This is a genomic window from Caldimonas caldifontis, assembly GCF_002930615.1.
Lineage (GTDB): Bacteria > Pseudomonadota > Gammaproteobacteria > Burkholderiales > Burkholderiaceae_C > Caldimonas > Caldimonas caldifontis.
The window spans coordinates 73,872-86,423 of the sequence record NZ_PSNX01000013.1 but is presented as its reverse complement, the minus strand read 5'-3'; the positions used below and the strand labels follow the sequence as shown (position 1 = coordinate 86,423).

Here is a 12,552-nt window from a genome sequence, read left to right as displayed (position 1 = left end):
TGCCATCGCGCTTTCACATCAGCGCTCAGCCGTCGTAGCCGCGCGGATGGCCCGACTGCCAACGCCAGGCGTCCTCGCACATGGCAGACAGGCTGCGGCGTGCAGCCCAGCCCAGCAGGCGGCGGGCGAGGCTGGGGTCCGCGTAGCAGGCGGCCACGTCGCCGGCCCGCCGGTCGACGATACGGTAGGGCACGGGGCGTCCGCTGGCCTGTTCGAAAGCTTGAACGACCTCCAGCACGCTGTGTCCCTGGCCTGTGCCCAGGTTCACGACGTGGGATCCGCCGCCGTCCAGCAGGTGTTTCATCGAGGCAACATGACCCTCGGCCAGATCCATCACGTGGATGTAGTCGCGCACACCGGTGCCGTCAGGTGTGTCGTAGTCGCCCCCGTACACCTGCAACTCGGCCCGGGTCCCCACGGCGACCTGGCAGACATAGGGCATGAGGTTGTTGGGAATCCCCCGCGGATCCTCGCCGATGAGGCCGCTTTCGTGGGCGCCGACGGGGTTGAAGTAGCGCAGCCGGGCAATCTGCCAGCGGGGATCGCAACGCTCCAGTTCGGCGAGCAGTTGCTCACCGATCAGCTTCGTGCTCCCGTAGGGATTGGTGGTCGCCAGCGGGGCGTCTTCAGGGATCGGCAGCGTCTCGGGCTGACCATAGACCGTGGCCGAGGAGCTGAAGACCAGTCGGAACACACCCTGATCCTGCAGGGCCTGGACCACGTTGAGCAGGCCGCCGATGTTGTTGCGGTAGTAGCGCAGAGGCTGCTGCACGGATTCCCCCACCGCCTTGTACGCCGCGAAGTGAATCGCGGCATCGATGCGGTGTCTCGACAATACCTGGGCCAGGCCGAGCGGGTCGCAGACGTCGGCCTCCTCGAAGGTGACCCGCTGTCCAGCCAGTTGGCTGAGGCGGTCGAGCACCTTGGGGGAACTGTTGGCGAAGTTGTCCAGACCGACCACGGTGTGGCCGGCCTCGAGCAACGCCAGCCAGGTGTGCGATCCGATGTATCCGGTGGCGCCGGTCAGGAGAACGCGGGACATGAAAGCTCCATGGGCTGAGGGTGACCGGGATTGTTCCAGATGACCGAGGGCACACCCCCACGGCCCGAGGGGCACCCACCTACAATTCCCGGCATGCTCGATTCAGTCTTGAACCTTCTGGGCCCTGCCGTGCTGGACCGTGTCACGCTGGCGCTCAACCACGTCCTGGCCTCGGAGCCTGCGGCCACGCAACGGCTGAAGCTCCACGAGGGGCGCAGCCTGAGGCTCAGTTTCGAAGGTTGGCCGGCCCTGCTGCCCCCGCCGCCGCCAGCGGCGTGGACGATCACCCCGGCCGGCCTGCTCGAACGGGTTGAACTCCCGACGGACCCGGTCGGTGTGCTCGAGCTGAAGGTGGATGCCACGCAACCCGTTCAACTGGCCGCCCAGCTGCTCAGCGGTGACCGCTCGGCCGTGGCCCTGCGGGGAGACGCGGAACTGGCTTCCACACTGGCCTGGCTGATGGACAACGTGCGGTGGGACCCTGAAGAAGACCTGGCGCGTCTGTTCGGCGATGCCGCAGCCCGCCCGATGGCAAACACCCTGCGCTCGATCGGGGCGGGGGTGCAAGCCACCCTGAAGGCGCTGGCTCCCCTGGCGCAACGCATGGGCGGCGGGCCCCGGTGATGCGCCTGCTGCGTCTGCTGGTCATTCTTTACACCGTCTGGCGCTTCGGGCTGGATCAGATCGCATTGCGCGAGGCCCCCCAGCGGCTGGTGCGCTGGGGGGCCCGCCTGGCAGGCACGGGGCGCCGCTTCGAGCGGCCCGCCGGGGAACGGCTGCGCGAGGCCCTGGAGCGTCTGGGCCCGATCTTCGTCAAGTTCGGTCAGGTTTTGTCCACCCGACGGGACCTGCTGCCGCCGGAGGTGGCCGACGAACTTGCCCGGCTCCAGGACCGTGTGCCCCCGTTCCCGGCGGAACAGGCGGTGCGCAGCATCGAGGCTGCCTTCGGCCGTCCGGTGGAGGCCTTGTTCGAGGCGTTCGAGCGCGAACCCGTGGCCAGCGCGTCCATCGCCCAGGTGCATTTCGCCCGCCTGCGCGACGGCCGGGAGGTGGCCGTCAAGGTGCTGCGGCCGGGCATGCTCAAGGTGATTGAGGAAGACCTCGGCTTGCTGCGCATCCTGGCGGCCTGGGTCGAGCGCCTGTGGCCGGACGGCAAGCGCCTCAAGCCGCGCGAGGTGGTGGCCGAGTTCGACAAGTACCTGCACGACGAACTCGATCTGGTGCGTGAGGCCGCCAATGCGACGCAGCTGCGCCGCAACATGGACGGCCTCAACCTGGTCATCGTGCCCGAGATGGTCTGGGACCTGTGCGCCGAGCAGGTGATCGTCATGGAGCGCATGAAGGGCGTGCCCATCAGCCAGGTCCAGCGGCTGCGCGAGGCCGGCGTGGACATCAGGAAGCTGGCGCGCGACGGTGTCACGATCTTCTTCACCCAGGTCTTCCGCGACGGCTTCTTCCACGCCGACATGCACCCGGGCAACATCCAGGTCAGCATCGACCCGGCCACCTTCGGGCGCTACATCGCGCTGGACTTCGGGATCATCGGCACGCTCACCGAGTTCGACAAGGAATACCTGGCACAGAACTTCATCGCCTTCTTCCGGCGCGACTACAAGCGCGTGGCCGAGTTGCATCTGGAAAGCGGCTGGGTGCCGCCCGACACCCGGGTCGACGAGCTGGAGGGCGCCATCCGTGCCTGCTGCGAGCCCCACTTCGACAAGCCGCTGAAGGACATCTCGCTTGGTCAGGTGCTCATGCGTCTGTTCCAGACATCCCGACGCTTCAATGTGGAGATCCAGCCCCAGCTGGTGCTGCTCCAGAAGACCCTGCTCAACGTGGAGGGGCTGGGTCGGCAACTGGACCCGGACCTGGACTTGTGGAGCACGGCCAAGCCCTTCCTCGAGCGCTGGATGAACGAGCAGATTGGCTGGCGCGGCCTGTGGGCGCGGCTGAAGAACGAGGCACCGCGTTACGCCAAGCTGCTGCCGGAGCTGCCTCGACTCCTGCACCACGCGTTGCAGCAGTCGCAGGGCCCGCAGTCCCGGGAGTTGCAGCGTCTGATCAGGGAGCAGCGCCGCACAAACCGTCTGCTCCAGGCCATCCTGTATGGCGGTGTGGGCTTCACGCTGGGCCTGCTGGCCCTGCAGGTGATGACGCGCGCGCGGCTGTGGTGGTAGCCGCGCGCTGCGCTAGGGTTCAGGCCGTGTGAGCCGCGCTTTGGGGGCGGGCGGCGGGGCCGGTGAGACCGCCGATGATCATGCCGATGGCGCTGGCGACCAGGCCGATGAGTTGGGGTTCGACGGGCTCATCGATGCCCAGGACTTCCAGTACCAGCCAGGTGCCCAGCCCGAACACCAACGCCAGCGCCGCGCCACGGTTGTTGGCCCGCTTCCAGAACAGGCCGAAGGCCAGCGGCACGAAGGCGCCGGCCAGCGTCACGCGGTAGGCGTTTTCGACCATGGTGTGGATGGTGGCATCCGTGGCGACGGCATAGGTGGTCACCAGCACGGCGAAGCAGGCCACGATGACACGGGTCATCATCAGGAACTGGCGGTCGGTCTGGTTCTTCAGGAAGGGGCGCAGAACGTTCTCGGCGAAGGTCACGGCCGGCGCCAGCAGGGTGCCCGAAGCCGTGCTCATGATCACCGAGAGCAGGGCGCCGAAGAACACCACCTGCAGCCAGAAGGGCATGCGCTCGATCACGAGCGTCGGCAGCACCAGCTGCGAGTCCACCTCCATCAGCCGCTCGACCAGGCCATGGTCGATCAGGTTCGCGCTGTAGGCGAGGAAGAGCGGGATGGAGGCGAAGAAGAAGTAGGCCACACCACCCAGAGCCGTGCTCCAGACAGCGACAAACTCGTTCTTGGACGAGTTCACGCGCTGGAACACGTCCTGTTGGGGGATGGAGCCCAGGGCCATGGTCAGCAATGCGGCCGTCCAGCCGAGGATGTCGATCATGTCCAGGGTGGGCAGCCACTCGAACTTGCCCTCGGCGGCCGCCTTGGCGATCACGGTGGCCACACCCCCGGCCTGAGTGGCGGCTTCGTTCGTCACCAGCAGCAGGCCAACGACGATGACGATCATCTGCACAAAAGTCGTCACGGCCACCGACCACATCCCCCCGAACACGGTGTACAGGAGCACCACGGCCATGCCGATGAGCATGCCCTCGTTCATGGAAATGGCGTCGGCCGACAGCACGTTGAACACCAGGCCCAGGGCGGTGATCTGGGCGGCGACCCATCCCAGGTAGGAGAGCACAATGCAGATCGACACCGCCAGTTCGACCGGGCGGCTGTAACGGATGCGGAAGTAATCCCCCAGCGTGAGCAGATTCATCCGGTACAGTGGCCGCGCGAAGATGAGCCCGAACAGCACCAGGCACAGCGAAGCGCCCAACGGGTCGGAGATCAGGCCGCGGAAACCTTCATCGAGGAAGGTGGCCGAGATGCCGAGCACGGTTTCTGCGCCGAACCAGGTGGCAAACACCATGGCCATCACCACCGGGAAGGGCAGGTGGCGGCTGGCGGTGATGTAGTCGCGCGCGCGCTGTGCACCTGCCGCGATGCATACAACCCGATGCCGATCGACAGCGCCAGATAGATGAACACGAGGGTCAGCAACATCGGGGCATTCCTTTCGCCAGGGAAGGGGGTTACAAATGCGCGCGGATTATAGGTGGCCCAAGTCGGCCCACCAATGCAGGAAACATGCCTGAAGCCGGACACCTATAATTCAGGGTTTTTCTCATTTCCTCTGGGTGTTGGTATGCCTATCTATGCTTACAAGTGCGAGTCCTGCGGGCATGGGCAGGACGTGCTTCAGAAAATCTCTGATCCGGTGCTGACGCGTTGCCCACACTGCGGTGCGGAAACCTTCCGCAAGCAGGTCACCGCCGCGGGCTTCCAGCTCAAAGGATCAGGCTGGTATGTGACGGATTTCCGTGGCGGGGCATCGGGCTCGACCGGCGCTGCAGCTGCGGGTGGGGCTGCCGCCGCGGCGTCGGCATCTGGCAGCACCGGCGATTCGCCCGCCAGTGGCGGCGCGAGCACCCCGGCCAGCACGGCATCGGCACCTTGCGGCGGCTCCTGCGCCTGCCATTGACTGACTTCCCGGCCGGGCCGCGCGAGGCCCGGCGTCTCCAGGGCGCATCGGCCCTTGGGCGCCAAGCCTTGGCGCTTCCCCCCCGTATCGGAGTGATTGCATGAGAACCACCTACTGCGGCCTCGTCAGCGAAGCGCTGATGGGTCAGACCGTGACCCTGATGGGTTGGGCCCATCGCCGCCGGGATCACGGCGGCGTCATCTTCATCGACCTGCGCGACCGCGAGGGTCTGGTGCAGGTGGTGTGCGATCCCGATCGCCCGGAGATGTTCAAGGTCGCCGAAGGTGTGCGCAACGAGTTCTGCCTGAAGGTGGTGGGCAAGGTGCGTGCCCGCCCGGCCGGCACCGAAAACGCCAATCTCACCAGCGGCAAGATCGAGGTGCTGTGCCAGGAGCTGGAGGTGCTCAATCCCAGCGTGACGCCGCCCTTCCAGATCGACGACGAGAACCTCTCGGAGACCACGCGCCTGACCCACCGGGTGCTGGACCTGCGCCGACCCTACATGCAGAAGAACCTCATGCTGCGCTACAAGGTGGCGATGGAGGTGCGCAAGTTCCTGGACGCCAATGGCTTCATCGACGTCGAGACGCCCATGCTCACCAAGAGCACGCCCGAGGGCGCGCGCGACTACCTGGTGCCCAGTCGTGTGCACGATGGCATGTTCTTCGCGCTGCCCCAGTCGCCGCAGCTCTTCAAGCAGCTGCTGATGGTGGCCGGTTTCGACCGCTACTACCAGATCACCAAGTGCTTCCGCGATGAGGACCTGCGCGCCGACCGTCAGCCCGAGTTCACCCAGATCGATATCGAGACCTCCTTCCTCAATGAAGAAGAGATCCGCGGCATGTTCGAAGGCATGATCCGCACGGTTTTCCGCAACGTGATGGGCGTGGAGCTGCCGGTGTATCCGGTGATGAAGTACGCCGATGCGATGCACCGCTACGGCTCGGACAAGCCCGACCTGCGCGTGAAGCTCGAGTTCACCGAGCTGACCGAGGTGATGAAGGACGTGGAGTTCAAGGTCTTCTCGGGCCCGGCCAACACCAAGGGCGGCCGGGTGGTGGCGCTGCGCATCCCAGGTGGCGGCGAGATGAGCCGCAGCGAGATCGATGCCTACACCGACTACGTGAAGATCTACGGCGCCAAGGGCCTGGCCTGGATCAAGGTCAACGACGCCGGCAAGGGCCGCGATGGCCTGCAGTCGCCCATCGTGAAGAACCTGCACGACGGCGCCATCGGCGAAATCCTGGCCCGCACGGGTGCGCGCAACGGCGACCTGATCTTTTTCGGGGCTGATAAAGCCAAGGTGGTGAACGACGCCATGGGCGCGCTGCGCGTGAAGATCGGGCACAGCGAGTTCGGCAAGGCGGGCGGCCTGTTCGAAGACCGTTGGGCGCCGCTGTGGGTGGTGGACTTCCCGATGTTCGAGTTCGACGAGGACGAGCACCGCTGGAACGCCGTGCACCATCCCTTTACGGCGCCGAAGGACGGGCATGAGGACTACATGGACAGCGCCCCCGAGAAGTGCGTGGCCAAGGCCTATGACATGGTGCTCAACGGCTGGGAGCTGGGCGGCGGTTCGGTGCGTATCCACCGTGCCGATGTGCAAAGCAAGGTCTTCAGTGCCCTGAAGATCGGCCCCGAGGAGGCCCGCCAGAAGTTCGGCTTCCTGCTCGATGCGCTGCAGTACGGCGCACCGCCCCATGGCGGGCTGGCCTTCGGTCTGGACCGCCTGGTCACGCTCATGACCAAGGCGGAGTCCATCCGTGACGTGATCGCCTTCCCCAAGACGCAGCGCGCGCAGTGCCTGCTCACGGGCGCGCCGTCCAACGTGGACGAGAAACAGCTGCGCGAACTGCACATCCGGCTTCGCAACCCGCAGCCTGCGGCGGCCGCCTGAACTGTTGCGACCCGTCGGTATCGAAGGGGTGGCCCTGGCGGCCACCCCTTGTTTTTTCGGGGCGGGTTCTCAGCGCAACAGGGCGCTGGATGGTCCAGAATCCACGGCAGTGACAGGAGTTGGCATCTTGAGTGAACGCCCACCGAAGATTCCGGAATCCGTGCTGGTGGTGATCCACAGCCCGGCGCTGGAGGTGCTGCTGATCGAGCGTGCCGATCGGCCGGGGTACTGGCAGAGTGTCACGGGGTCGAAGGATCGTCCGGACGAACCACTGGTGGACACCTGCATCCGGGAAGTGGCCGAAGAGACGGGGATCGAGATCGGCAGTGCGGCGGTACCGCGTGAGCAGCTGGTGGATTGGGGCCTGCGCAATGTGTACGAAATCTACCCGGTGTGGCGGCACCGCTACGCCCCCGGCGTCACGCACAACACCGAGCATGTGTTCGGCCTGCAGGTGCCACGCGACATTCCCGTGCGTCTGACACCGCGGGAGCACCTTCAGCATGCCTGGTTGCCCTGGCGCGCCGCGGCTGATCGTTGCTTTTCGCCGTCCAACGCCGAGGCCATCCTGATGCTGCCGCGCTTTGCGGGCCATGGGGAGGCTGGCTCTGCATGAACCCCCTGCAGTCCAGCCAGCTTCCGCCGGCCACCCATTTCGATGGGCAGCGCCTGCGCGTGGCCACGTACAACATCCACAAGGGGGTGCGCGGCCTGGGGCCGTTGCGTCGCCTGGAGATCCATAACCTGGGGCTGGGTGTGGAAGCGCTCGATGCAGATCTGGTGTTCCTCCAGGAGGTGCGCAGCTTCCACCACCGCGATGCGCGTCGTTTTGAGCGCACCTGGTTTGGCTGGCCGGATCAGTCGCAGGCCGACTTCCTCGCGCCCGAGGGCTATGTGGCGGCCTACCGGACCAATGCGGTGACCCGTGACGGCGAGCATGGCAATGCCTTGCTGTCACGCTGGCCGATCGGTGACATCGGCCACCATGATGTGTCGGATCACCGCTTCGAGCAGCGGGGCCTGCTGCATGTGCCTGTGCAGTGGCAGGGAAGTGAGCTGCATGCAGTGGTGGCGCATTTCGGGCTGATCCATGCCAGCCGGATCCGGCAGGTGGAGCGCCTGGCGGATTTCATCGAGACGCATGTTCCGCCAGGAGCTCCGTTGATCGTGGCCGGGGATTTCAACGACTGGGGCGAAAAGCTCAACCCGGCCATTTCGGCCCTTGGATTGGAGCGGGCCTGCGATCCGAACGGCCGCCGCCCGCTGACCTTCCCCTCGCGTGTGCCGGTGTTCGCGCTCGATCGCATCTACACCCGCGGTCTGCGCTGCGTCTCGACCTTCGTGCCACGTGGGACGTCCTGGGCGCGCATGTCCGACCACCTTCCGCTGGTGGCCGAGCTGGAGCCGGTCTGAGCCATGGCGGCACGGCCCGACAATCTGATGGCCGAACCGGTGTCTGAAGACGACACCCATGCTCTGGCCTGGTACGCCCAGTCGCGGCCCCTGTTCACAGGCTCCAACCAGGTGCGTCTGCTGCGAGGGGGAGACCAGCTGTTCCCGGCCATGCAGGAAGCCATCGAGCGGGCGCGTCACCGCGTCTGGCTGGCCACCTACATTTTTCACGACGACATTGCGGGGCAGGACATGGCGGCGGCCCTGGCGCGTGCGGCGCAACGTGGCGTGCGTGTCAGTGTGGTGATCGACGGCTTCGGCTCAGGACCTTCGCTGGCCAGGATCGGCCCCCGCCTGCGCGACAGCGGCGTGCGCCTGACCGTTTTCCGGCCGCTGGCAGGGTGGCGCAGCTGGCTGCAGCCGGGCCAGCTGCGGCGTTTGCATCAGAAGCTGTGCGTCGTCGATGCCGACGTGGGATTCGTGGGGGGCATCAACATCATCGATGACCGGCTTGACATTCACCATGGCTGGAGCGATTGGCCTCGGCTGGACTATGCCGTCGAGGTGCGCGGCCCGATCGTGGCTCCGATGGAGCAGACCGTGCGCGCTCTGTGGATGCGTTCGCATCTTGGCCGGGACTGGCGCGACGAGCTCGTGGAGCTGGCGCGCAGCTCTTACCCGATGGCGCGCGCGCGCCGTCTGTTGCGCAGGCTTCGCACCACCCGCTGGCAGGTGGTGGAGCGGGCCTTGCACGACCCGCACCCCATGCGTGTGGCCTTCGTGGTGCGAGACAACCTCAAGCAGCGCCGCACCATCGAGCGAGCCTACATCGAGGCCATCCGCGGGGCCCGTCAGCGGGTGGACCTGGTCAGCCCCTACTTCTATCCCGGACGGGCCTTTCGCCGCGCACTGCGCCATGCGGCCCAGCGGGGCGTTCAAGTGCGATTGCTGCTCCAGGGCAAGGTCGATTACCGCATGGCCGCCCTGGCTGCGCAGGCGCTCTATGACGAGATGCTCGCGCACGGCATCCGCATCTTCGAGTACACGCCGGCCTTTCTGCATGCCAAGGTGGCGGTCGTGGACGACGACTGGGCCACGGTGGGCAGCTCCAACATCGATCCGTTGTCGCTGCTGGTGAACCTGGAGGGCAACGTGATCGTGCGTGATGCCGGCTTCGTGGCGGGACTGGCCGACGAGATCGAGCAGGCGATGGCCGTCTCACGTGAAGTGACCCGCGAGACGCTGGGCTTGCCGGCCTGGCGTCGCTACCTGCGACGCGGCCTGGTGGCCTGGATGGCGCGGCTGTTCATGCGGGTCGCCGGAGCCACCGGGCGGTACTGAGGCATGGCGGCTCGCGCCGATCTCGTGGTGGCACGCCCGGACGGGCTGTACTGCCCCGCGGGTGACTTCCACATCGACCCCTGGCGGCCGGTGGCGCGCGCCGTGATCACCCACGCCCATGCCGACCACGCGCGCAGTGGCCACCAGCACTACCTGGCGGCGGCGCCGGGTGCGGGCGTGCTGCGCGAGCGCCTGGGCGACATCTCGCTGCAGGCCCTGGCCTATGGCGAGACGGTGACGATCGGCGGCGTCCAGGTGTCGCTGTACCCGGCCGGGCATGTGCTGGGCTCGGCTCAGGTGAGGATCGAGCACCGCGGCGAGGTCTGGGTGGTGTCGGGCGACTACAAGCTCGAAGCGGACGGCACCTGCGCGCCCTTCGAGCCGGTGCGCTGCGACTGCTTCATCACCGAATCGACCTTCGGCCTGCCGATCTACCGCTGGTCACCCCAGGCCGAAGTGCTGGACGAGATCCGGCGCTGGTGGGCGGCGAACGCTGCCGACGGGCGGCCCAGCCTGCTCTATGCCTACAGCTTCGGCAAGGCGCAGCGCCTGCTGCATGGGCTGGGCGAGGGGCCCGGGCCGCTGGTGGTGCACCCGGCGGTGGCGGCTGTGAACCGGGCCTACGTGGCGGCGGGCGTGTCGCTGCCCGAGGCCCTGGCGTTGGGGCCGGGCGTCACGCCAGACACCCTGACCCGTGCCCTGGTCATTGCCCCCCCTGCGGCCTCGCGCAGCACCTGGGAACGTCGTCTGGGCGAGGCGCGCGACGGGTACGTGAGCGGCTGGATGCGGCTGCGCGGCACGCGGCGTCGCCAGGGCGTGGACCGGGGCTTCGTGCTGAGCGACCATGCCGACTGGCCGGCACTGCAGCGGGCCATCGGCGCGAGTGGTGCGTCCCGTGTCATCGTGACCCACGGCTACGAGGCGGTGATGGTGCGCTGGCTGCAGGAGCAGGGCCTGGAGGCGGGCTCGTTCCGCACCGAGTACGGCGACGAGAACTGAGCCTGCGATGCGCGACTTCGCCGACCTCTACGCCGAGCTGGACGCGACCACGTCCACCCGTGACAAGGTGGCGGCGCTGCGGCGCTACTTCGCGCGTGCCACGGCGGCCGATGCGGCCTGGGCGGTCTACTTCCTCAGTGGCGGCCGGCCCCGGCGGGTGGTGGGCACGGCGCAGCTCAAGACCTGGGCCTGCGAGGCGGCGGGTATCGACGACTGGCTCTTCGAAGAGTGCTATCAGAGCGTGGGCGATCTGGCCGAAACCATCGCCCTGATCCTCCCGCCTCCTAAGACGGCCATCGAGCTGGGCCTGGCGCAGTGGATGGATCAGCGCCTCCTGCCCTTGCGAGAGGCCCCGCCCGAGGTGCAGCGCGAGCGCCTGCGCCAGTGGTGGAACGAACTCGACACACCCGGCCGTTTTCTGCTGGGCAAGCTGATCGGCGGGGGCTTCCGCGTGGGGGTGTCGCGCTTGCTCGTGACGCGTGCGCTGGCCGAGCAGGCCGGGCTGCCACCCGAAATCATCGCCCAGCGGCTCATGGGCTTCGCCACCACCGGACGAGCCGCCAGCGCACCGCCCGACGCGGCGCAGTTCGAGGCCCTGGTGTCGCCGGCCATCGATGCCCGCCAGGACGCCGGCCAGCCCTATCCCTTTTTCCTGGCCCACCCGCTGGAGACACCGGTCGAGGCGATGGACGAGGTGCTGGGGCCGGTGACCGACTGGCAGGCCGAGTGGAAATATGACGGCATCCGTGTGCAGGTCGTGCGACGCGCTGGCGACGTGTGGATCTGGTCGCGCGGCGAGGAACTCGTGACCGACCGCTTTCCCGAGGTGGTGGAGGCCGCGCGTGCCTGGCCCGAAGGCACGGTGATCGACGGGGAGCTCGTGGTGTGGAAGGACGGGCGCCCGGCGGCCTTTGCCTTGCTGCAGCAGCGCATCGGGCGCAAGACGCTCGGCCGGCGTGTGCTGGCCGAGGTGCCGGTGGCGCTGATCGCCTACGACCTGCTGGAATGGGAGGGGCGGGATCTTCGGAAAGCCTCCCAGGCCATGCGCCGCCTGCAGCTTGAAGCGCTGGCGGCGCGGCTGGGCTCGCGCTCGGACGGCACGGCGACGCTGAACCTGTCGCCGCTGGTGGAGGCAGCCGACTGGGCAGGGCTCGCCCGGCTGCGCGAGGGCTCGCGCGCGCGGGGGGTGGAGGGCTTGATGCTCAAGCAGCGCGAGGCCCGCTACGGCACCGGGCGCACGAAGTCCGAGGGTGTGTGGTGGAAGTGGAAGACCGACCCCTTGAGCGTGGACGCCGTGCTGATCTATGCCCAGCGTGGCCACGGGCGCCGCGCCAGCCTCTACACCGACTACACCTTTGCCGTGTGGAACCGCCCCCCGCGCGATGCCGACGAGGCGCAGGCCGTGGTGGAGGCGATCGCCCGCCGCGAGCCGGCCCAACCCGGGGCCTTGCAGCTCGTGGCGTTCGCCAAGGCGTACTCGGGGCTGAGCGACGAGGAGTTCCGGCGCATCGATGCCGTCATCCGACGCACCACGCTCGAGCGCTTCGGGCCGGTGCACAGCGTGCGGCCCAGCCTGGTCTTCGAGCTCGGCTTCGAAGGGTTGAACCGCAGCACCCGCCACAAGAGCGGCATCGCCGTGCGATTTCCCCGCATGCTGCGCATCCGCGACGACAAACCCCTTCACGAGGCCGACTGCCTGGCCTCGCTGGAAGCTCTGCTGCCATAGGCCTGGACACCCGGGGGCCATTGAGCGAGGATGCACGGCAGGCTCATGCCG

General features: G+C 67.5%; 10 protein-coding genes and 1 pseudogene. 9 read left to right on the top strand and 2 right to left on the bottom strand.

From position 1 onward, the window contains the following. Positions 1-25: 25 nt before the first annotated feature. Positions 26-1,042, bottom strand: coding sequence for a UDP-glucose 4-epimerase GalE (gene galE / locus C1704_RS14080; protein ID WP_104303371.1), 1,017 nt, complete (start codon positions 1,040-1,042; stop codon positions 26-28). Between the two features lie 93 nt (positions 1,043-1,135). Between galE and C1704_RS14075 the strand changes: the two genes are divergently transcribed. Together C1704_RS14075 and ubiB are read left to right on the top strand one after the other, a co-directional pair. After that, positions 1,136-1,666 carry a hypothetical protein gene (locus tag C1704_RS14075; protein WP_146076089.1) on the top strand — a complete coding sequence of 177 codons (531 nt, stop codon included), beginning with the start codon at positions 1,136-1,138 and terminating at the stop codon, positions 1,664-1,666. After that, entirely contained in the window at positions 1,663-3,219 is a 1,557-nt protein-coding gene (gene ubiB / locus C1704_RS14070) for a ubiquinone biosynthesis regulatory protein kinase UbiB (protein ID WP_419186807.1), read from the top strand. Before C1704_RS14075 ends, ubiB begins: the two co-directional genes overlap by 4 nt. Before the next feature lie 19 nt (positions 3,220-3,238). On the opposite strand, the pseudogene C1704_RS14065 reads toward ubiB, so the two are convergent. Then, positions 3,239-4,668, bottom strand: a pseudogene (locus C1704_RS14065) (high affinity choline transporter 1). Positions 4,669-4,810: 142 nt separating this feature from the next. Between C1704_RS14065 and C1704_RS14060 the strand changes: the two are divergent. The 7 genes from C1704_RS14060 to C1704_RS14030 all read left to right on the top strand — a co-directional run bounded on the left by C1704_RS14060 (position 4,811) and on the right by C1704_RS14030 (position 12,501). After that, positions 4,811-5,146, top strand: a complete 336-nt coding sequence (locus C1704_RS14060) for an FmdB family zinc ribbon protein (protein WP_104303368.1) — start codon at positions 4,811-4,813, stop codon at positions 5,144-5,146. Between the two features lie 100 nt (positions 5,147-5,246). Beyond that, the gene (aspS, locus tag C1704_RS14055; protein ID WP_104303367.1) at positions 5,247-7,043 is read left to right on the top strand and encodes an aspartate--tRNA ligase; all 1,797 of its coding nucleotides are present in this window, start codon (positions 5,247-5,249) and stop codon (positions 7,041-7,043) included. 124 nt (positions 7,044-7,167) lie between these two features. After that, complete coding sequence (nudB, locus tag C1704_RS14050) at positions 7,168-7,659, top strand: dihydroneopterin triphosphate diphosphatase (protein WP_104303393.1); 492 nt, start codon at positions 7,168-7,170, stop codon at positions 7,657-7,659. Next, a complete protein-coding gene (locus C1704_RS14045; protein ID WP_104303366.1) occupies positions 7,656-8,456 on the top strand; it encodes an endonuclease/exonuclease/phosphatase family protein in 801 nt (266 codons plus the stop codon). The genes nudB and C1704_RS14045 overlap by 4 nt, the downstream gene beginning before the upstream one ends. Before the next feature lie 3 nt (positions 8,457-8,459). Beyond that, positions 8,460-9,776, top strand: coding sequence for a cardiolipin synthase ClsB (clsB, locus tag C1704_RS14040; RefSeq protein ID WP_104303365.1), 1,317 nt, complete (start codon positions 8,460-8,462; stop codon positions 9,774-9,776). A gap of 3 nt (positions 9,777-9,779) precedes the next feature. Continuing rightward, positions 9,780-10,775: a ligase-associated DNA damage response exonuclease gene (locus C1704_RS14035; protein ID WP_104303364.1), complete on the top strand. Its 996-nt coding sequence runs from the start codon at positions 9,780-9,782 to the stop codon at positions 10,773-10,775. A gap of 7 nt (positions 10,776-10,782) precedes the next feature. Then, a complete protein-coding gene (locus tag C1704_RS14030; protein WP_104303363.1) occupies positions 10,783-12,501 on the top strand; it encodes an ATP-dependent DNA ligase in 1,719 nt (572 codons plus the stop codon). Positions 12,502-12,552: the final 51 nt, after the last annotated feature.

What these genes read in the sequence shown, in the direction of transcription:
- C1704_RS14030 (WP_104303363.1), top strand. Translation starts at nt 10,783, where the DNA reads ATGCGCGACTTCGCCGACCTCTACGCCGAGCTGGACGCGACCACGTCC.
- galE (WP_104303371.1), bottom strand. Translation starts at nt 1,042, where the DNA reads ATGTCCCGCGTTCTCCTGACCGGCGCCACCGGATACATCGGATCGCAC.
- C1704_RS14035 (WP_104303364.1), top strand. Translation starts at nt 9,780, where the DNA reads ATGGCGGCTCGCGCCGATCTCGTGGTGGCACGCCCGGACGGGCTGTAC.
- C1704_RS14045 (WP_104303366.1), top strand. Translation starts at nt 7,656, where the DNA reads ATGAACCCCCTGCAGTCCAGCCAGCTTCCGCCGGCCACCCATTTCGAT.
- clsB (WP_104303365.1), top strand. Translation starts at nt 8,460, where the DNA reads ATGGCGGCACGGCCCGACAATCTGATGGCCGAACCGGTGTCTGAAGAC.
- C1704_RS14060 (WP_104303368.1), top strand. Translation starts at nt 4,811, where the DNA reads ATGCCTATCTATGCTTACAAGTGCGAGTCCTGCGGGCATGGGCAGGAC.
- aspS (WP_104303367.1), top strand. Translation starts at nt 5,247, where the DNA reads ATGAGAACCACCTACTGCGGCCTCGTCAGCGAAGCGCTGATGGGTCAG.
- C1704_RS14075 (WP_146076089.1), top strand. Translation starts at nt 1,136, where the DNA reads ATGCTCGATTCAGTCTTGAACCTTCTGGGCCCTGCCGTGCTGGACCGT.